Here is an 18,455-nt window from a genome sequence, read left to right on the forward strand (position 1 = left end):
GCCCATGGGCTCCTCGCAGATATTTCGGTTCTCCGCGGCGGCGCGGGCATTCGTCCTTGCGGCCATCACCGGTCCGGTGTTGTGGACCCGTGATGCCGACGCGTTGGCCACGCTGATTGCCGTCGCTCTCATCTCGCTCTTGGCCCAGGCCACCGCGTGGCGGCCGAGGTTCAACGAAGTGCTCAGCACCCCGGTGGAGGCTGCTCTCATCGGCGCCGCCTGCGGTTTCGCCCTCGATAGCTCGTTGACTGTTCTAGCCGCGCTTGTCGTCCCCCCGTTCGTAGCCGGGCTACAGGGGGGCGTGCGCGGTGTCGCCCGTGCTTTGTCGGCTCAGACCATCGCCATTGTCGCTACCGCGTTCTTTTTCTTCGAAGGGCTCTCCGCGGAGGCAAGCCTCAGCGTCTTTTCCTGGACGGTAACTGGACTCGGATTAGGCTTCATCGCCAGCTTTTTGCGCGCCACCATGGAGGAGGAGTCTCGCGAGTTGGCGCCCTACCTCTACGCCCAGTCCCTCCTGCGTCAGTTGATCGACCTCTCCGATGGCCTCAGCTCCGGGCTCGAGCCCATCTCCCTGGGGGGCTCGATCATGAGCGCCGTGCGTGACGAGCTCCCGACCAGCGCGGTAGCTGTGTACGTCCCCCGCGGCGAGACCCTGACGGCTCTGGTGTCGCAGAGTTCGGAGCCGGGAATGAGCTTCGAGGCCTGTGAGGAACTCGCGATCGAAGCGTGGGCTCGCACCGAGCCGATCGTCTTCGAGGGCTCGTTCGCCTTCCCGATCGGTGACTCCGCCGTGGTGGCCGGACAGTTGTCCCCCCGGGTCGAGGTCACCTGGGCCGCCATCACTGCCGATATCCATCGACTCGAGGAGCGACTGCACGCTCCCGCCGTTCACCTGGACACGGCCTTGCTGTTCGCCGACTTTCGGGACACTGCGACCGCGGACGAGCGGCGTCGCCTGGCTCGAGAGATGCACGATGGAGTGGCCCAGGACATCGCTTCCCTGGGTTACATCGTCGACGCTCTCGCGGCTCGACCGGCAACGCCGAAGCAGGGCGAGCAGTTCGCCATGCTGCGTGAACGGATCACCCACGTGGTGTCTGAAGTGCGTGCTTCGGTCCTGACCCTGCGCACCAGCGTCGGGGAGAGCGAGAGCCTGGGTGCGGCCATCGGCACGGTCGCTCGCCACCTCAGCGAAGTCTCGGGGGTGCCCATCCAAGTGCGCTTGGACGAACACGCCACTCGGTTGCGCCCGGAGGTGGAAGCCGAACTCTTCCGCATCGCGCAGGAAGCGATGAACAACGCGATCAAGCATGCGGAACCCACCTCGATCGAGGTCCTGTGCCAGGTCCACGCCCCGGACGCGTTGGTGACCGTCAGCGACAACGGACGGGGCCTGCAGAAGGCTCGTAGCGACTCTCACGGCCTCAAGATCATGCGTGAGCGTGCAAAACTGATCAACGGAAGGTTGCGTATCCTCGACAACCCCGAAGGCGGACTGATCGTCTCGGTGTGCGTGCCCTCCAGTGCAGATGCCAGATTGTCACCTCCACCCCGAGCCGAAAGCGTGACGACATGACCGATCCGATCACTGTCCTGCTGATCGACGACCACGAGTTGATCCGCAACGGCCTCGGCGCCGTCATCGACTTCGAGGACGACATGGACGTCGTGGCGACGGCTGGAAGCGTCGCCGAGGGCCTCGAGAAGTTCGAGCAGTTCAAGCCCAAGGTCGTCGTGGCGGATCTTCAACTTCAGGACGGGACCGGGCTCGACATCGTGCGCGCGATCCGCAAAACCTCGAACGACACCGGCCTGATCGTGCTCACGATGCACTCCGGCGACGACCAGATCTTCGCCGCCATGCAGGCCGGCGCCTCGGGCTTCGTGGGCAAGGACGCGCCCTCCACCGAGGTCATCAAAGCCGCGCGGCACGCCGCGGTCTCCCCCCGCGCCTTCATCTGTGCCGGTTTGGTGGGGGCGATGATGCGCCGTCAGTCCAGCGAATCGACCAAACTGACCGACCGCGAGCACGAGGTGCTGCTGCTTCTTGCGGACGGTCTGGGCGCCTCCGCCATCGGCGACAAGCTCTATCTGAGCGAGTCAACGGCCAAGTCGCACATCGCCCGCATCTACCAAAAGTTGGGCGCCGCCAACCGCGCGCAGGCCCTGGTGACGGCCATGCGCATCGGCCTGCTCTCCAGCATCCAACCCGTCGACAACTGACGCGTGCCGCCGAATCACGGCGCCGCGCACTAGTCATTTATGACTAGGTTGTCGAATACGTTCTCCTGATGGCACCGGGCTCGCGAACCGGCATAGTTCTTCTTGTGAGGGAGCTCGCCTCACACCCCAAAACGAACTAGGAGAACCCCCCGATGATCAGTTACCTCCGCACCCTCCTCACCGCCCGTCTCGAAGACATGGAAGAGCGCGGTGCCTCCGCGGTTGAGTACGGTCTGCTCATCGCCGGCATCGCTGCCGTGATCGTTGTGGCCGTTTTCGCACTCGGCCCGATCGTCAGCAGCGCATTCTCCGACACCTGTGCCTCGGTCAACGGCAACGTCGCCTGCTAAGTAGTCTGCATAGGTTGTGTGTGCGTTCGGCGGTTGCGCAAGCAACCGCCGAACGCATTTCAGCGCAACCCCGTTCAATTCTTGAGTCACTCAATGGATGGTATTTTTCTGATGGAGACTGGTCCGCCACCTGAGGTCGCAAGCGATGACGAAGATGGTGCTTCCGCCGTCGAGTACGGGTTGCTTTTGGCAGGCATCGCCGCAACCGTTGCAGCGGCAGTTCTTGCGTTCGGACCGGGCGTGAGCAACTTATTCACCGACACGTGCGACGAGCTAGCGGCCCAGTCAACGATCACAGCTACGTGCTAGATCACGCTGCTTACGGCAACGAGTCGTTGTTCTGCGGTGGTCAATCGCTGGGTGTCAAGCGCGTCAACCGGTTCTGCCAAGATTCGACGAAATCATCTGAAGTCCAGTCAAAGAGTTCCTGCAAGTCCGACTCCAATTCACTTCCGTCTCGAGTTCTGGAGTAGAGCTCGACGAGTTGACGCTCACCACCACGATCGACGAGCACCTGGCAGGCGATCCAAGCGGCCTCGTAGGCCGCTCCGAGGTGTGTCTCGTCTGTGTCGAACGACGTGTTGTCCGGCAGGTCCTGAGGAAGTCCCAAGTCACGCACCTGTGCAGCTATCTGTGCCGCCGTCGTCGAAACAGGTAGATCCACATCCCGCAGGGCCACGTAGTCCGCGAATCCCTCGAGAAGCCACAGAGGCGTGCGGCTGGTCGGGGCGTCCGTCGCCACGTGTACGGCCTCGTGTGACATCACGACCTGAGCACCTTGGTCGTCCAACTGGCCAAAGATGTCCGGGTTCACGAAGACGTGCACCGGGCTGTCGGGCGCGATGACCCCGTCGACCGAGGCGGTGACGGCGGCGATGTTGGCGTACCGACCGTCGTCCGCAGCCAAGGCCTGATCGACACCTGCGGCGTTGGCCGGAACTTCGATCACGAGCCCACCGTCCCAGTTATCCAGGACCTTTCGGACAGTTGGGATCGCCTTCTCGGCTTCACGTTGATAGCCGTCGATCCGGCGTCCCTCCCCTGCCACCAGCACCAGGGTGTCGGCACTGCTTCGCACAGAAACCGGGCCGGACATCCAGACCGGAGTGCGTCGGTCCCCGCCTCCGACGCCCGCGATGGTGGTCTGTCCCTCCGAGGTGACGAAGTCGACGAGGATCTCGGCCCGCGCCGGCGAGTCGTCGTAGCCGTCGAAACGCCACGTGGCATCCACTGCGGCGGTCCACTCACCAGCGGCGTTGATACCGGTCACCGCGTCGACGTAGCGCAGCGTGAAGTCCTCGACCTTCAGTGACTCGGCGTTGGCGGGCAACGAGGACAACTGAGCCCGCGCCGGGGCATCGCTCGACGCGGTGAGGTCCGCGGCCGCTGCCACGTCTCGCTGGGCGACAGCAGCGGTCAGCGCGCTGAGAGTGGTCGCCGCAGCGTCACCGCTGATCGTCGGCGAAGGGTCCTGATCCGCTTCAGGGACCACGAACTCATCACCACGTAGCATCACCCAGACGAGGGCACCGACTACTGCGACGGTGATGAGGACCAGAAGTCCTCGACGATGAAGGAGGGTGGTGGAACCACCCGCCGAGTCAGCCAGGGCGGACCGCACCTACGTAGGGCATGGAATAGAGCGCGGCGACGCGTACCCCTGAACCGGGGTTGGCCGCGTCCACGATCATCCCGTTACCGATGTACATGCCCACATGACTGATCGGGCTGTAGTAGAAGACCAGATCGCCGGGCTGCAGATCGGACGCAGCGACCTTGGACCCGGTCGCGTACTGAACGCGTGAGGAGTGAGCGAGACCGACACCTGCTTGGGCCCAGGCCATCATGGTCAGTCCGGAGCAGTCGAATGCGCTGGGGCCGGCCGCGCCGTAGACGTAAGACTTGCCGACCTGAGCCATGGCGTACTTCACCGCGGCCGCTGCGCGTCCCGAAGCGGGGACGTCCGAGGGGACGGCCTGCTCCTCGCTCTTGTCTGCGGCCAGAACAGCGGCGCGCTCTTCTTCCTTAAGGTCGTCGAGCACCTTCTCGGCCTCGGCCAGCTTGGCGTCGACGACCTTCTGCTCCTTGGCGAGCGTCGCCTTGGTGGCCGCAACCCGGGCCGCGCGGTCGGCGGTCGCGTCGCGACGGATGTCGAGCGTCTTCAGTTCGGTGGCGTAGTCGTCGAAGAGGTCGTCCTGCAACTCGGAGTACGTCGACATCGTGGCCATCTGCGACAGGAAGTCGCTGGGGTCTTCGGAGACAACAACGCTACCGACGGCGGAAAGCCCCTGGCCTTCGTACTGGCTGACCACCGATTCCTTGACCTGTTCGCGAACGGCGTTCAGCTGGCGGTCCTGGCGCAACTGATCGGACTCCAGAGAGCCGAGCTCCTGGTCGAGGTCGGCGAGTTCGACACGAGCGTCGTTGAAACGCTCCTGGGCCTGTTCGCCCTCATGGAACAGCCGGTCGACCTGAGCCTGCACGTCTTCGATGCTCGGCTCCGCCTGTGCCGGCGAGGTCGGCACCAGACCGAGGGTCGTGGCGACGAGAAGGCCGGTGAGGACAGTTGCGATCCGCTTGGGACGATTCAGCACGAGCGAGGAGTCTCCTAGCTGTTGCACGCAACAGCGGCGTCCGGGGACTCCGCCGTCAGCGTCGGCGCACGCGCGAATCCGGGCAGATCCACTTCCACGAGCACCTAGCGAGTCCAAAGGTAGCGGGCGACCCCGAACAGGACCAAAAGATCACCAGACCAGTTCATTCCTTGGGACTCTCAGGACTCACCGGCACCACCAAACGCTCAGGCTGACTCGATCACCACGCCCGGGACGGCCTCCACGAGCCGTAGTGGCGGGACCAGTCCACCTTCGGCCAGCGCATCCAATGCGCGCTGCTCGTCCTCGTCGAAGGTCAGTTCGGGAGGTGGACCCAGCAGCACAGTGACCACGCAGTCGTGGCAGGACAGTCCGCGCACCAGGCAGGTATCGCAATCGATTCGTGTCATAGAAGGAACCATGACGGCATGCACCGACAGTCCTCCGGGCGAGTGTCGGTCCTCATGACTAACGTGCCGTTCATGACGGATCGAGCGGCTGGACTTTGGCAGCCTCAACAGAGCTTCGACGAGCTCGGGACGCCACTTCACGAGGTCACCTTCTGCGTCGTCGACCTCGAAACCACAGGTGGTTCACCCAAAGACGGGTGCATGATCACCGAGATCGGAGCCGTCAAGGTCCGGGGTGGTGAGATCCTCGGGGAGTTCCAAACGCTGGTGAACCCCCACACCCACATCCCGGCCTTCATCGCCGTCCTGACCGGCATCAGCAACTCAATGGTCAGCGACGCTCCCAGCATCGATTCGACCCTGCCCGCCTTCTTGGAGTTCGCCGCGGGCTGCACGCTGGTCGCCCACAACGCGCCGTTCGACGTTGGCTTCTTGCGCCACTTCAACGATCTGCAGGGCCGAGACTGGCCCGACTTCCCCATCGTCGACACGGCGAAGATCGCGCGACGAGTCATCACCGCCGACGACGCCCCCAACTGCAAGCTCTCCTCGCTGGCCAAGGTCTTCGCCTCCACCACGACACCGAATCACCGAGCGCTATCCGACGCCCGCGCCACCGTCGATGTGCTCCACGGACTCATCGAGCGGGTCGGCACCCAGGGGATCACCACTCTCGAGGAGTTGCAGACGATCTCTGCTCGCGTCAGCGCCACGCAACGACGCAAACGGACCCTGGCTGACCACCTCCCGCACTCCCCCGGCGTCTACCTCTTCAAGGACGACCGCGATCGAGTGCTCTACGTCGGAACGTCGAAGGATCTGCGTCGAAGGGTGAAGTCCTACTTCACCGCCTCGGAGACGCGGTCTCGGATGGGCGAGATGGTTCGTCTGGCCACCTCCGTGACCGGGATCGAGTGCGCCACCGCCTTGGAGGCCCAGGTTCGCGAGCTCCGACTGATCGCCCACCACAAACCGAAGTACAACCGCCGGTCCCGGCACCCGGAGAAGGTCACCTACATCAAGCTGACCCGGGAACCGTGGCCACGACTTTCGGCAGTCAACCGGGTCCTCGACGACGACGCCGACTATCTCGGGCCCTTCTCGTCGCGTCGTCAGGCAGAGTTGTCCTTGGCTGCCCTTCACGACACCTTCCCGGTGCGGCAGTGCTCGGGACGGCTGGCCAGACGGCCGTCGCGGTCTGCCTGCGTTCTCGCCGAAATGCAGAGATGCCTCTCGCCCTGTGACGGTGCCGCGGACCAAGACACCTATGCCTCCATGGTCCGCGACCTGCGTGAGGCTCTGCTGAGCCGCCCGGACCGGGTGGTCGATCTGGTGAACGACAAGATGTCCATGCTCGCGGAGGCCGAGGAGTTCGAGGAGGCTGCCGTGCGGCGTGATCGACTCGCCGCCTTCGTCCGAGCCGCTCATCGCACGCAACGGCTGTCCTCGTTGACGGATTGCTCGCAGGTCGTCGCCGCGAAGCGTGAGGAGGACGGGCGCTGGAGTGTCCACATCATCCGCCACGGCCGGCTCGCCGCGGCCGGCACCATTCCGCCCGGCGCCGATGCTCACGCTTTTGTGGCCTCCCTCGAGACCTCTGCGGAGACCATCACCGTCCAGCAGGGCGGGCCGCCAGCCACCGCGCAGGAGAGCGAATGCATCCTGCGTTGGCTCGAGTCACCCGTCGTCCGCCTGATCGAAGTGCAAGGAGAATGGACCTGTCCCGTCGCGGGCGCTGGACGGCTCGCCCACAGCCTTGTCCCCACCTCCTCACAAGGGGCCTAGTGCTCAGAGAACTCGATGGGACAAAGACCGAGCCCAACCGAGGTCACGCAATCTCTCCGCGAGAGAAACCCTTCTGGGTTCCGTGGTCACTTCGGATCGTGAACCTCACGAGCACCAACTGGGCGACCAACACTAGCGACGGGCCCCCTATGACGGCGGCGACCAAGCCTGTTTGCTGGCTCAACGGAAGCACCATGATGCCGACGGTAGCGACGAACCCAGCCAGCCATGAAGCGGTGACACCCCATTGCCTATCCAACGCGATCCCCGCCAGAGCGCCGTAGGTAGCCATGACCAAGAGAAAAGCACTTGCAACGATGGCGGACGCCACCCCCGACGCGACTTCGAAGTCGGAACCAAGCAGAACCCCCATGAAGGCCGGCCCAAGGAGCGCAGCCGAAGAGGCCGCGAACAATCCCGCTGCTAGCAACAGCAGCCATACACCACGCACTCTTCGACGCACATCACCGAGATCGACAAGGAATTCGCGCAAAACTAACGGACGGACTCCGTAGAAGATCACAATCACCGGGGATCTGAGAAAGACAAGTGCTGCAAGATTCGCTGCCGAGGCGTCGGTCAATCGAGTGGTCGAAGTGGCAGCCACGATCCACGGAAGGCCGGCAATCAAGAGGGAGGCCGTTCCCGTGGAGAGCATCGCTCCCGCTGCGCCGTTCAGCGGCATCTTCAGCCGACCTACCGCATCTGGGGAGCCATCTCGCAGCCGTTTCACCGCCGATGGCACCCATACCCAGCTTCCGAGCGCGACCGCTACAGAGTAGGTCGTGGGGTTGTTGCTGAGACTCGAAGCCAGGATGACAGCGACCAGCCGAAGTCCAGAGTCCGCCACGAGAAGCCCCGCCAGTGGCCTCCATCGGCCCTGAGCGGCAAGCATTCCCAAGGTGACCACTAAGCCCGAGATGCCTACGGCGCCCGCCACCAACCAAACCAACACCCACCAAGAAGCGCCGATGGAGTCACGCCACATAGGAAACGACAGCACCATCACCGTCACGACGCTGCCGCACAACACCGCGATGGACCACCGGGTGTCACCGCTGATCACATACCTCTGCGCCGGTCCAGCGATGTGACCAATCAGAGGCGGCGCCAGCTCCTTGTAGGAGGCCTTTGTGACCTCCTGCTGAAGCCCGCCGAAGATCCCAGCGATTCCATGGTGGACGGCCCACACAACCGCGAAGTACGCGTAGCCCTGATCTCCTTCAACTCGGCCAACGAACAGGAGCGTGGCCATGGCGAGACTCGCAGCAACAACAGTGGCCAAAGTCAGCAATCGGGCCGTGGCCAACTGTGACGTCAGTTTCCTCCGGGGTCTACGCACCTGAACCTGACTTGACGAACACCGCCGAGTAAGCCAGCGACGGTTTGGCTGGCGCGAACCCTACGACGTCGCGGCGCGGCCAATCGATCCTCGAAAGTCCTTCCGCATACTTGTCACGATCCACATCATCGACGATCAGCCATCCGCCGGGTTTCAGATATGGAAGAGCCTCGTGGGCACAACGGACACGTTCGCGGCCGTCGACGACAACGACGTCGAGACTGCCCTCAGCGCACGTGCGGATGGAATTGACATAGTCAGCCAGGTCCGTCCCTGTGCACTCGAGCAGGTTCCACCTCGGGTCATCAATTTCGTCGGCGAGCCTGACCCTCCATGCCGGGTGATGCTCAACCGTCGTCACGCTGGCACCCCGGTCAAGGAACCACAACGTCGATCCGCCACCTCCGTACTCAAACACCTTCGTGCCCAGTCCGACTCTGCTCTCGAGGTCGTCGATAAGACGGAAGGGTAGCCAAGGCATGCGCAGGTCCATCGTCGAACGTGCCCGGGTTCGAAGAAGATCTGGAAACTGACGCCCGTCACTGGGGTTGACCGCGAGGTGAATCAGGCTGCGTCCCAGCAACCGGGTTTGGTGGAGCATCTGCTGCCTAGTCAGACCGCGCATCATTGACTCCCTCATAAACGTCAACTCGAGTTTGGAAGGCCATTGCCCTGTAGACATTCCGCATGGCGGCTTCAGGTAGACAGCGAAACCCACCCCGAATGATTCTGTTTCTGACTAGTTGGCGAGAATTGATGACGCCATAATTCAATAGATTTCGCTGCATTCGCCTCTCGAGATTCTTTATCTCAACAGAGCGTCGGCGACTCAGCATCGAACTACTCGTCCGAAAACTGACAAGCGCTTGCTCCAGATTGATCATGCGCGCGCCACCGACGATCATCCGCGCAAACAGGTCGTAGTCCTGCATATAGCGCATATCCGAGTACCCACCAACGGCGAGAGCCATTCGGCGACTGAAGAACGCAGTGGGGTGGTTGATCGGATTGTTCCAGGACATCCTTCTAGCGATGTGCTCGTGCGACGACGGATTCCGGCGTATCAAGATGATGTTGTCAGGATCGCCCTCGAACTCGGCCATCGCCGCCCCACACACGTCCACCTCACCTTGAGCCACGATCGCTAGTTGAGCCTCGATCCTGTTGGGATGATTGATGTCATCGCCATCAACCTTTGCAACCCACTCGTTCGAGCAGGCTTCAAGCCCAGCCTGACTCGCTACCCCCGCACCTCCGTTTCGACTCAATCCGATACGAATGACGTTCGGGGTGTTGTCTGCGAAGTTTGAGAGGACGAAACGATGACGGGAGCCCATCGGGCCGTCCTCGACCAGCACGACCTCATCGACGGGCCGCGTCTGGGCCGCGAGACTCTCCAGGGCGTCGCGCAGATCCTCCACGGCTAGGCCCGCGTGGGTCGTGACCAACGCACTGACGCGAGGATCAGACTGCGACATCGTCGGTCCGTCTGGATAGGGAGTGGGCAAACGCCGCCATCGCGAGGAGAATGACCAGGATGATCAATGTCGTCGACGGCACGAACCAGATCGGATTCGGCGTGGAAGCCGAGTCATCGAGTAACTCGTTGTCCCGGACTCGCAAGTACGCAGCGCCCATAGCCACCCCGTACACGCCTAGGCAGAGGATAACGAACCGCCAGGAGGGGTAGCGCCGCCGAGAACGTAAAAGGATCACGCTCGAAAGGAGGACGAAGCCCACGCTGTAAGGGAGCCCGTAGCGGCCCTGCCATATGACACCCCTCTCCGCCGAAGTTGGCAGGCTCAGAACGACGGGAAGAATTATTGATATAAGCAGCGCACTCCCGAGCGCTACCCGCTGACGTGTTCGCCCCGCCACCAAGGCTGGGATCAGCAAGAGCAACACGAGAACCGCGGCGACAATGTATACGATCAATGGAGCCATCTGATTACGATAAGGAAACGCCGCAATGGACTGAGCAGGCCAGAGCACTAACGTCGAGCCTAACCAGTCCGTGTCCGATATTCGAGTCCCTTCCAGCGGAAGCGGCCCCGACCCCGGCGAAGCATTGAGAATCCAAACTATTTGCATACCCACGGAGCCTGCGACCATCCCAGCGCCTGCCCAAAACCGTAGCAAGTTGGCGCGGATAAATGATGCGATGCCGCGATGATCCAGAGCTACCACGGTGCACACGATGAGTAGCACGAACAGGGGTCCGAGCAATCTGACGAACCCCAGTACGCAGGCGCTGACGACGGAGACCCAAAAGTAGCGTCGCTTGCAATGGGAATTCGGAGAATTCGAGATTGCCAGGAGCGAAGTCCATAGCGATAGGGCTGCAGCCATCTCGACGCCATTCGGCGCAACAACCGTGGTGGAGTAGATCAGGACTGGAGTCGCTGCCAGTCCAAGCCCGAGGAGGAGCCATCGTCCGCCTGCAGTAAATGCTGACCATGCAGAAAACGATAGAAAGAGGAGGCAGATGAGGGAAGCGGTGATTCTCATGCTGTACAGGGCATTTAGTCCGCTGAACGGCCGCGCCACCCAACCGACTACTGCGTACCAGCCCGGGTTGTAGCCAGCGGCCGACGATGCCACCTGCACTGACCCGTCTGACATAGCTGAAACCGCTGAGCAATTGTCCGGTCCACTTGAACCTAGTTGTTCACACTGCACCCGAGCTGCGTTGACGATGTCCGCTGGCACGGATACCAGTCGCCCTCTGCCTGCCTGCGCCTCCGGTCCTGCTATCCAATCTCCCCGAGCAACTGCCGCGGCCCGATAAACGTGGTCGATCTCGTCGCTGCCCCCAAAAGGAGGGATTGTGAGGATCCAAAGTGCCTGTAGAAGGGCGAACCCGAGCGTGAATGAAGCAATGGCACCGTTGTTCTTACGCACTACGGCCCTCGGACCTGTCTGCAATCGCCACCTCGTGCAGCGCCAATAACCGAGCCAGCTTCACGCTTCGCTGCTCAAGCTCCGATAGCCGTCTGAAGAGCGCCACAGAGACAAACATGAACGTGACCACCAGCAGATACAGCAGCAGGTCGGCTCCTCGCTGGACACCCACACTGTTCGCTAGGCGAGTGACTGAATTCGGAAAGAGAATACTCAGCAACGCTGCTGCCGCCACGAGGATCCCGTATATTCTCCACAGAAGGCGGTAGCTCGCCTGACGCCCGCCCCGAAACACGGCCAAGCCAAAGATCAGCACAGCAGCGATCAGAAGCAGTTTGATGATGGGTTGAGACATAGGGTGAATGACCTGGGGCTCGTGGGGATGGGTGACCCAGTATGACGGTGCCTCGGCGCCGGTCGCAGAGAAACGACTGCTTTGTCGACTGCTTGGCGCTAGCGTTCTGCCATGTCTGGAACTGTCTGCTACGAGGGCGTGACCGTGGTGGTGCCGGCCTATAACGAGGCGGAAACCGTCGGGACGACCGTCACCTCGTTGCGCGACTGGTTCTCGCACGTCGTCGTCGTTGACGACGGCAGTTCCGATGACACTCTCGACGTCGCCCAGTCGGCCGGCGCCGTGGTGGTTCGTCATCCGTTCAATCTTGGGCAAGGCGCCGCCCTGCAAACGGGGTTCGCTTATGCGCTGAGGGACCCCCGGAGCCAACGGGTGTTGACGTTCGACGCGGATGGCCAGCATCGGGTTTCAGACGGCGTCACCATGGTTGATCTTTCGATGAGAACCGAGGTGGACGTCGTACTTGGCTCAAGGTTCCTCGGGACCGCTCTGCACATGTCATCGACGCGTCGCCTCGTCCTCAGGGCTGGCGTTCGATTCACCCGATGGTCGACACGACTCGACGTCAGCGACGCACACAACGGGATGAGAGTCCTGAGTCGCCGAGCGCTCGAAGTCATCGAAATCACCCTCAACGACATGGCTCACGCAAGTCAGCTCCTGAGTTTGATTGCCGAACATGAATTGTCCTACGCCGAATCGCCGGTCACCATCGACTACTCCGACTACTCCCGGGCTGGAGGGCAGTCGAACCTGAATGCGCTGAACATTCTCTTCGACATCGCGTCCCACAGACTACGCAAGTCGAAACGCTGAAACGCGGTCAGCCGCGGCTCTCCGCCGCCAGCCCGCCCATGGCCTTAGAGTGACCCGATGATCACCGCCATCGTGTTCGTCAAAGCCGACGTCTCCCGCATCCCCGAGGTTGCCGAGGCAATCGCATCGCTGGAAGGGGTCACCGAGGTCTATTCGGTCACCGGGCAGATCGATCTGATCGCCATGGTCCGGGTTCGGGACCACGACGAGGTCGCCTCCACCGTGGCCGATCGGCTCAATAAGGTCTCGGGTGTGGTCGAGACCGAGACCCACATCGCCTTCCGGGCCTACTCCAAGCACGACCTCGAGTCTGCCTTCTCGCTCGGCATCGATTAACACTCCGGGCGATGACTGAGCCCCGCCCGCGCGAGCCCCTCATCCCGTCGATCGCTCGCATCACTCCCCTCGTCCTCGTTCTCGGGCTCGTCGCAGTTCTCGTCAGCAGAGCCTCTCGGCCGCTGACCAACGACGACACGTACTTCCACCTGCGTTTCGGCCAGGAGTTTCTCGACGCTTGGTCGGCTCGCGAACCCGGCAGCGTCAACTCCTACGGCACCGCGGACTGGGTGCCCACTCAATGGTTCTCCCAGATCGCCATGGCTGGCATGGAGAACGCCGCCGGGTTGCCTGGGGTCGCGTGGCTCTCAGGTTTCCTGATGGCGGTCCTGGTGCTGATCCTCTACGCCGCGGCCCGCCAGGTGGCAGATCCGACGGCCAGTTCTGTGGCCGTCATTCTGGCGATCATGGCGTCATCGCTGTCGCTGTCGATGCGGCCTCACCTGCTGAGTTTCATCCTGACCGTCGCCACCTGGTGGATCTGGCATCGCGCACACGTGCACGGATCGCTCCCCTGGGGAGTGATTCCGCTGACCTGGGTTTGGGCGATGCTCCACGGCATGTGGCCTCTGGGGCTCATCATCGGCCTCACGGCGGCGGTGGGGATTGGTTTGGACACCCGCACGTGGCGGAGGCTCGGTCAGCATCTGGCGCTGCTGGTGGTCGCTGCAGGAGCCGCCGGGCTCACCCCAGTGGGCCCCCGCCTGTACGGGGCGGTGCTCGAAGTCAGCGGGCGCGGCCAGTACTTCCCTGAGTGGTCATCTCCGGAATTTCTGTCGTTCTACGGGATCGCGATCGGACTCATGCTCGGGATCTGCATCCTCGTCCTGATCAAGAAATCGACGCCAGCGACCTGGTTCCATCTTGCACTCCTCACCTTGGGTGGAGCGCTTGCCGTGTACTCCATCCGAACAGTGCCTGTGGCGGCAGCCTTGATCACCCCACTTGTCGCAAGTTCTCTGCAACAACTCATCGGCGCCCGCACCGCCGTCGTCTGGTCGGAGAAGGCGATCCTAGGCCTGGGTACTGCACTCATCCTCGCTCTGATGGCCTTCACCATCCCCGCCGGATCGGCGCTCACTCCTGAAGAAGAGGACTGGGTCGAGGCAGAGACCACGGACTTGCCCGCTGGCACCGTCGTACTCAACCAACAGCCCCGCGGCGGCTATCTGATGTGGCGCTACCCGAGCGTCGACTTCGTGATGAACGGTTACGGAGACATCTATACGACACCCGAACTCGAGGGTTTGGTCGATCTGATCAGCGTCCGTCCCGGTTGGGACGAAGTGGCGCGAGAGACCGGCGCTGAAGTGGCACTTCTCGATCCCAACTCTGCCCTTGCCTACGCCCTCCGCCTCTGCGGGTGGAGAACAACGCGAAGCTCGAACGATCTCGAGCTGTTGCAAGCGCCGGTTGGGTGGCTTTCGAGCGGATCCTGTTCAGTCACCGCGGCTCAGCGCTAGCCCTCAGCCCAAGGGGAGGGTTGAAGACTCACTCGGAGGCGGCGGACACCCATGCATCCAACGACGCCTTGGCGGCCCCGGAGTCGACAGCCGCAGCGGCGCGCTCGATGCCGGAGGCCAAGGAGTCCGCAACCGATGCCTCTGGCTGGTGGTAAACCGCCAGGGCCGCGCCCGCGTTGAGGAGTACGGCGTCCCGCACCGGACCGGTCTCACCGTCGAGCAGGCGACGTACGACGTCGGCGTTGAAGGCGGCGTCGCCGCCGCGCAGGGCTTCGACCTCGACGCGGGGGAACCCGTAGTCGGAGGGGTCGACCGACTCGATCGTCACCTCGCCGTCGCGCACGAGCCACACCGTGGAGGTCGAGGTGGTGGTGAGTTCGTCCAGGCCGTCGTCGCCGCGGACGACCCAGGCATCGGCGTTGCGTCGGGCCAGCACCCCGGCCATGACCGGGGCCATCCGACGATCCGCGCACCCGATGGCCTGAGCCGCTGGACGGGCCGGGTTGGTCAGGGGCCCCAGAAGGTTGAAGGTCGTGGCGATCCCCAACTCGCGGCGGGGACCGGCCGCGTGCCGCATCGCGGGGTGGAAGGCTGCGGCGAAACAGAAGGTGATCCCGGCTTCCTCCGCCACCTGAGCCACCCGCTCCGGCGCCAGATCGAGGCGTACGCCGAGCGCCTCCAGCACGTCAGCACTTCCCGATTGGGACGAGGCCGATCGACTGCCGTGCTTGACGACCCGGGCACCCGCACCCGCGGCGACGATCGCGGCCATGGTCGAGATGTTCACCGACATGGAGCGGTCACCACCGGTGCCGACGACATCGAGCAGCCGACCTGGCACGGAGATCGGGGTCCGTCGCTCGTACATGGCGTCGGCCAGACCCGCGATCTCCTCGATCGTCTCGCCCTTGGACCTCAGGGCGACCGCGAAGCCGGCGATCTGAGCCGAGGTTGCCTGACCCTCGAGGATCTCCCCCATCGCCCACGCGGTCTGTTCAGCCGTGAGGTCGGTGCCTGCGACCAGGCCGCCGAGGACCTCGGGCCATGAACTCACGTCTGGGCGGGCGTGCGCGAACGCAACAGGCCGACCACGGTCTCGGCCAGCTGGATCGGGTCCAGCGGGTGAGGAACCGCCGCCTCAGCACGCGACCAGGTGGCCAGCCAGGCATCCTGCGGCCGACCGATCAACACCACGATCGGCGGGCACCGGAAGATCTCGTCCTTCATCTGCTTGGCGATCCCCATCCCACCGGCCGGCGCGGCCTCGCCGTCGAAGATGGCCAGATCGACGCGACCCGAGTCCATGGTCGCGATCACCACAGGCTCGGTGGCGACCTCGATGTATTCGAGTTCGGGCAGATCCGGGTGCGGACGACGACCGAGCGCCATGATCACCTGTTGACGCACGGTGACGTTGTCGCTGTAGACCAGCACCTGCAGGGGCGGCTTGGAGTCACTCACGGGCGCGATGCTACCGCCCGCCCACCGAGTCGTCCCCCGGGATGCCGTGACCTGTAATTTGCGGACCATGGAAGCGACACGAGCCCAGGGCACCCAGCGACCGGTCGACCCCCGCTGATGCTCGACCTTCAGACCCTGGTCAACTTCGGCCTCGTCGTCCTCTTCGTCCTGATCGGTGGGGTCTTCGCGGCCACCGAACTCGCTCTGGTGTCCCTACGGGAGAGCCAAATCAACCGGATCGAGGGACAAGGCGTCCGCGGCGCGCGTGTCGCTGCGGTCGCCCGCGACCCCAACCGCTTCCTGGCAGCCGTCCAGATCGGCGTCACTGTCTCGGGGTTCCTCTCCGCGGCGTACGGCGGATCGACCCTCGCGCCCGACATCGCTCCCTACTTCGTGGATCTCGGTCTGCCCGGGGACGTCGCCGACACGACCGCCCTGGTGCTGATGACCCTCGTCATCGCCTACCTCTCACTGGTCCTCGGCGAGTTGGTTCCCAAACGCCTGGCTCTCCAGCGATCGGTCGGTCTATCGATGGCCACGGCGCCGGTCCTGGACCGATTCGCAACCCTCATGCGCCCGGTCATCTGGCTTCTCTCGCTCTCCACCGACGCGCTCGTCAAGCTCCTGGGCGGCGACCCGACCGCCACGTCCGCGGACGTCACCGAGGAGGAACTGCGCGACATCGTGCACACCCACGAGGGTCTCGGCGAGGACGAACGCCAGATCCTCGAGGACGTCTTCACCGCCACCCGCAGCACCGTCAAGGAGGTCATGCGACCCCGTGGCGAGGTCGAGTTCATCGCCGGCGACCTCTCCTTGGCCCAGGCCGCCGAGCAGGTCCGCGAGCGACCCTTCTCCCGCTACCCCGTCACCGGGGCCAACTTCGACGAGATCATCGGGTTCCTGCACGTGCGCGACCTACTCCTCGACACGCTGGACGAGACCCAGTTGGTCCGCGAGGTCGCGCGACCCATTCTGCTGCTGCCGGCCACCAAGGCCGTCCTACCGGCGGTGACGACCATGCGGGCCGAGAAGACCCACATCGCGGTGGTGGTCGACGAGTACGGCGGCACCGACGGCATCGTCACCCTCGAGGACCTCATCGAGGAGATCGTCGGCGACATCCAGGACGAGTACGACGCACCGCCCGAGGACGACGATCCGCTCGGGACCCCCGGCCCCGGTGGTCTGCGCTCACTGCCCGGCGGGCTGACCATCGAGGACTTCGCCAAACGCACCAGTGTGGAACTCGTCGACGGCGACTACGAGACCGTCGCCGGGTACGTCGTGGCTCAACTCGGCCGCGTGGCCCAGATCGGGGATGCCGTGGAGGTGGACGGCGCAACGCTGACCGTCGTGGACATGGACGCTCTGCGAGTGACCCGCATCGCCGTCGAGCGTCCTGAGCCTCAGGACGCCTCACCGCCAGCGGGCGACGAGGCCTCGGATCAACCGGACTGACGCTCGGCGGTCTGTTCAGATCGTTCGCTTCGCTCCAGTCGGTCGAGTCTGCGGTCCTCCCGCTCGGCCTCCTTCATCGAGGACCTCACCCATTGGGTGAACAGCACCGCGAAGAACATCAACCCCACCAGGTCGCCCGCTCCCCACAGGATCCCGCCCGCCAGGTTCTGGTCGTCGGCGAGGTCGGGGAGCCAGGAACCCATCGGCCCCTGAGCCAGCTCGCGATAGTGCTCCCCCCCGATCAGGGCGTCCTGGCCCATGATCGTCACACCCAAGAACGCGTGGAACGGCAGCGTCAGCACAACCAGCATCACCCGGAACGGGTAGTCGACCCGCCCGGGGAGCGGATCGATGCCCATCAGGGGCCAGAAGAACAGCGCTCCGACCGTGACCAAGTGGATGTGCATCATCTCGTGGACGAACACCGAGTCCAGGGACGCGTCGTACCAGCCGGTGAAGTAGAGCGCCCACGGAGACAGCACGTAGAGCCCGAACGTCAGCGGAGGGAAGCTCAACACCTTCGCCACCCGCGAGTGCAGGATCGTCAACAGCCACCCCCGGGGGGTGCCCGGCAGCGTCCGCAGGGCCAGCGTGATCGGCGCGCCGAGCGCGAGTGCGAGCGGCACCACCATCGACAGGATCATGTGCTGCACCATGTGCACGCTCAGCACCGTCGTGTCGTACGCCGCATATCCCGACGCCGTCGACACGTAGAACGTCGTCATCGCGCCCAGGTGGGCCACCGTGCGGCCCACCGGCCACCGGTCGCCGCGCCGGCGCAGCGTCCGCACCCCGAGAAGGTATAGACCGATGCTCCAGACGGTCAGAACCAGCGGCCACCCGATGATCTCCCACTGCGAGAAGAACGACCCCGCGGTCAGTTCGGGAAGAACCTCGGAGCCCGAGGCGGAGGCGACTTGCAGCGAGAACAGCACGATGTGAAGTTTATGACGTACCG

At 63.8% G+C, this 18,455-nt stretch carries 19 protein-coding genes; 8 read left to right on the top strand and 11 right to left on the bottom strand.

Annotation, left to right across the window (positions count from 1 at the left end; all coding sequences use genetic code 11):
- Nucleotides 1-4 precede the first annotated feature (4 nt).
- The 3 genes from ACYVLV_RS00390 (at nucleotide 5) to ACYVLV_RS00400 (ending at nucleotide 2,573) form a co-directional block, all read left to right on the top strand.
- Nucleotides 5-1,576 (top strand): sensor histidine kinase, encoded by a 1,572-nt coding sequence (locus tag ACYVLV_RS00390; RefSeq protein WP_460806742.1) that lies wholly within the window; start codon nucleotides 5-7, stop codon nucleotides 1,574-1,576.
- Nucleotides 1,573-2,223, top strand: a complete 651-nt coding sequence (locus tag ACYVLV_RS00395) for a response regulator (protein ID WP_460806745.1) — start codon at nucleotides 1,573-1,575, stop codon at nucleotides 2,221-2,223. The genes ACYVLV_RS00390 and ACYVLV_RS00395 overlap by 4 nt, the downstream gene beginning before the upstream one ends.
- A gap of 152 nt (nucleotides 2,224-2,375) precedes the next feature.
- Nucleotides 2,376-2,573, top strand: a complete 198-nt coding sequence (locus ACYVLV_RS00400) for a Flp family type IVb pilin (RefSeq protein WP_460806748.1) — start codon at nucleotides 2,376-2,378, stop codon at nucleotides 2,571-2,573.
- Between the two features lie 349 nt (nucleotides 2,574-2,922).
- Here ACYVLV_RS00400 and ACYVLV_RS00405 read toward each other — a convergent pair whose 3' ends face one another.
- The 3 genes from ACYVLV_RS00405 to ACYVLV_RS00415 form a co-directional block, all read right to left on the bottom strand.
- The gene (locus tag ACYVLV_RS00405) at nucleotides 2,923-4,194 is read right to left on the bottom strand and encodes a hypothetical protein (RefSeq protein WP_460806750.1); all 1,272 of its coding nucleotides are present in this window, start codon (nucleotides 4,192-4,194) and stop codon (nucleotides 2,923-2,925) included.
- Nucleotides 4,175-5,167 carry a C40 family peptidase gene (locus ACYVLV_RS00410; protein WP_460806752.1) on the bottom strand — a complete coding sequence of 331 codons (993 nt, stop codon included), beginning with the start codon at nucleotides 5,165-5,167 and terminating at the stop codon, nucleotides 4,175-4,177. The genes ACYVLV_RS00405 and ACYVLV_RS00410 overlap by 20 nt, the downstream gene beginning before the upstream one ends.
- Nucleotides 5,168-5,373: 206 nt before the next feature.
- Nucleotides 5,374-5,577 (bottom strand): hypothetical protein, encoded by a 204-nt coding sequence (locus ACYVLV_RS00415; RefSeq protein WP_460806754.1) that lies wholly within the window; start codon nucleotides 5,575-5,577, stop codon nucleotides 5,374-5,376.
- A 72-nt stretch (nucleotides 5,578-5,649) separates the two neighbouring features.
- Between ACYVLV_RS00415 and ACYVLV_RS00420 the strand changes: the two genes are divergently transcribed.
- Complete coding sequence (locus ACYVLV_RS00420; protein WP_460806755.1) at nucleotides 5,650-7,362, top strand: DEDD exonuclease domain-containing protein; 1,713 nt, start codon at nucleotides 5,650-5,652, stop codon at nucleotides 7,360-7,362.
- Nucleotides 7,363-7,405: 43 nt separating this feature from the next.
- Here ACYVLV_RS00420 and ACYVLV_RS00425 read toward each other — a convergent pair whose 3' ends face one another.
- The 5 genes from ACYVLV_RS00425 to ACYVLV_RS00445 form a co-directional block, all read right to left on the bottom strand.
- Complete coding sequence (locus tag ACYVLV_RS00425) at nucleotides 7,406-8,617, bottom strand: hypothetical protein (RefSeq protein WP_460806756.1); 1,212 nt, start codon at nucleotides 8,615-8,617, stop codon at nucleotides 7,406-7,408.
- A gap of 79 nt (nucleotides 8,618-8,696) precedes the next feature.
- On the bottom strand, nucleotides 8,697-9,197 hold the full coding sequence (locus ACYVLV_RS00430; RefSeq protein WP_460806758.1) for a class I SAM-dependent methyltransferase: 501 nt from the start codon (nucleotides 9,195-9,197) through the stop codon (nucleotides 8,697-8,699).
- A gap of 115 nt (nucleotides 9,198-9,312) precedes the next feature.
- The gene (locus tag ACYVLV_RS00435) at nucleotides 9,313-10,182 is read right to left on the bottom strand and encodes a glycosyltransferase (protein WP_460806760.1); all 870 of its coding nucleotides are present in this window, start codon (nucleotides 10,180-10,182) and stop codon (nucleotides 9,313-9,315) included.
- Nucleotides 10,169-11,605 carry a DUF2142 domain-containing protein gene (locus ACYVLV_RS00440; RefSeq protein WP_460806761.1) on the bottom strand — a complete coding sequence of 479 codons (1,437 nt, stop codon included), beginning with the start codon at nucleotides 11,603-11,605 and terminating at the stop codon, nucleotides 10,169-10,171. Before ACYVLV_RS00440 ends, ACYVLV_RS00435 begins: the two co-directional genes overlap by 14 nt.
- Nucleotides 11,598-11,960, bottom strand: a complete 363-nt coding sequence (locus ACYVLV_RS00445; RefSeq protein WP_460806764.1) for a DUF2304 family protein — start codon at nucleotides 11,958-11,960, stop codon at nucleotides 11,598-11,600. The genes ACYVLV_RS00440 and ACYVLV_RS00445 overlap by 8 nt, the downstream gene beginning before the upstream one ends.
- Nucleotides 11,961-12,071: 111 nt before the next feature.
- On the opposite strand from ACYVLV_RS00445, the gene ACYVLV_RS00450 reads away from it, so the two are divergent.
- From ACYVLV_RS00450 to ACYVLV_RS00460, 3 genes are all read left to right on the top strand, one after another.
- Nucleotides 12,072-12,776 (top strand): glycosyltransferase family 2 protein, encoded by a 705-nt coding sequence (locus ACYVLV_RS00450; RefSeq protein ID WP_460806766.1) that lies wholly within the window; start codon nucleotides 12,072-12,074, stop codon nucleotides 12,774-12,776.
- A 57-nt stretch (nucleotides 12,777-12,833) separates the two neighbouring features.
- On the top strand, nucleotides 12,834-13,112 hold the full coding sequence (locus tag ACYVLV_RS00455) for an Lrp/AsnC family transcriptional regulator (RefSeq protein ID WP_460806768.1): 279 nt from the start codon (nucleotides 12,834-12,836) through the stop codon (nucleotides 13,110-13,112).
- Between the two features lie 269 nt (nucleotides 13,113-13,381).
- Nucleotides 13,382-14,575 carry a hypothetical protein gene (locus ACYVLV_RS00460; protein ID WP_460806770.1) on the top strand — a complete coding sequence of 398 codons (1,194 nt, stop codon included), beginning with the start codon at nucleotides 13,382-13,384 and terminating at the stop codon, nucleotides 14,573-14,575.
- Between the two features lie 28 nt (nucleotides 14,576-14,603).
- Here the strand turns inward: ACYVLV_RS00460 and trpD are convergent, their stop codons facing one another.
- Together trpD and ACYVLV_RS00470 are read right to left on the bottom strand one after the other, a co-directional pair.
- Complete coding sequence (gene trpD / locus ACYVLV_RS00465) at nucleotides 14,604-15,629, bottom strand: anthranilate phosphoribosyltransferase (RefSeq protein WP_460806771.1); 1,026 nt, start codon at nucleotides 15,627-15,629, stop codon at nucleotides 14,604-14,606.
- Nucleotides 15,626-16,036 (bottom strand): Rv3143 family two-component system response regulator, encoded by a 411-nt coding sequence (locus ACYVLV_RS00470; protein WP_460806773.1) that lies wholly within the window; start codon nucleotides 16,034-16,036, stop codon nucleotides 15,626-15,628. Before ACYVLV_RS00470 ends, trpD begins: the two co-directional genes overlap by 4 nt.
- A gap of 117 nt (nucleotides 16,037-16,153) precedes the next feature.
- On the opposite strand from ACYVLV_RS00470, the gene ACYVLV_RS00475 reads away from it, so the two are divergent.
- Nucleotides 16,154-17,497 carry a hemolysin family protein gene (locus ACYVLV_RS00475; RefSeq protein ID WP_460806775.1) on the top strand — a complete coding sequence of 448 codons (1,344 nt, stop codon included), beginning with the start codon at nucleotides 16,154-16,156 and terminating at the stop codon, nucleotides 17,495-17,497.
- Here ACYVLV_RS00475 and ACYVLV_RS00480 read toward each other — a convergent pair.
- Nucleotides 17,485-18,432, bottom strand: a complete 948-nt coding sequence (locus ACYVLV_RS00480) for a cytochrome c oxidase assembly protein (RefSeq protein ID WP_460806776.1) — start codon at nucleotides 18,430-18,432, stop codon at nucleotides 17,485-17,487. The genes ACYVLV_RS00475 and ACYVLV_RS00480 overlap by 13 nt on opposite strands.
- Nucleotides 18,433-18,455: the final 23 nt, after the last annotated feature.

The organism is Nocardioides salsibiostraticola, from assembly GCF_054783655.1.

What these genes read in the sequence shown, in the direction of transcription:
- ACYVLV_RS00390 (WP_460806742.1), top strand. Translation starts at nt 5, where the DNA reads ATGGGCTCCTCGCAGATATTTCGGTTCTCCGCGGCGGCGCGGGCATTC.
- ACYVLV_RS00435 (WP_460806760.1), bottom strand. Translation starts at nt 10,182, where the DNA reads ATGTCGCAGTCTGATCCTCGCGTCAGTGCGTTGGTCACGACCCACGCG.
- ACYVLV_RS00400 (WP_460806748.1), top strand. Translation starts at nt 2,376, where the DNA reads ATGATCAGTTACCTCCGCACCCTCCTCACCGCCCGTCTCGAAGACATG.
- ACYVLV_RS00420 (WP_460806755.1), top strand. Translation starts at nt 5,650, where the DNA reads ATGACGGATCGAGCGGCTGGACTTTGGCAGCCTCAACAGAGCTTCGAC.
- ACYVLV_RS00445 (WP_460806764.1), bottom strand. Translation starts at nt 11,960, where the DNA reads ATGTCTCAACCCATCATCAAACTGCTTCTGATCGCTGCTGTGCTGATC.
- ACYVLV_RS00455 (WP_460806768.1), top strand. Translation starts at nt 12,834, where the DNA reads ATGATCACCGCCATCGTGTTCGTCAAAGCCGACGTCTCCCGCATCCCC.
- ACYVLV_RS00430 (WP_460806758.1), bottom strand. Translation starts at nt 9,197, where the DNA reads ATGGACCTGCGCATGCCTTGGCTACCCTTCCGTCTTATCGACGACCTC.
- ACYVLV_RS00395 (WP_460806745.1), top strand. Translation starts at nt 1,573, where the DNA reads ATGACCGATCCGATCACTGTCCTGCTGATCGACGACCACGAGTTGATC.
- ACYVLV_RS00460 (WP_460806770.1), top strand. Translation starts at nt 13,382, where the DNA reads ATGGAGAACGCCGCCGGGTTGCCTGGGGTCGCGTGGCTCTCAGGTTTC.
- ACYVLV_RS00450 (WP_460806766.1), top strand. Translation starts at nt 12,072, where the DNA reads ATGTCTGGAACTGTCTGCTACGAGGGCGTGACCGTGGTGGTGCCGGCC.
- ACYVLV_RS00475 (WP_460806775.1), top strand. Translation starts at nt 16,154, where the DNA reads ATGCTCGACCTTCAGACCCTGGTCAACTTCGGCCTCGTCGTCCTCTTC.
- ACYVLV_RS00415 (WP_460806754.1), bottom strand. Translation starts at nt 5,577, where the DNA reads ATGACACGAATCGATTGCGATACCTGCCTGGTGCGCGGACTGTCCTGC.
- ACYVLV_RS00425 (WP_460806756.1), bottom strand. Translation starts at nt 8,617, where the DNA reads ATGGCCACGCTCCTGTTCGTTGGCCGAGTTGAAGGAGATCAGGGCTAC.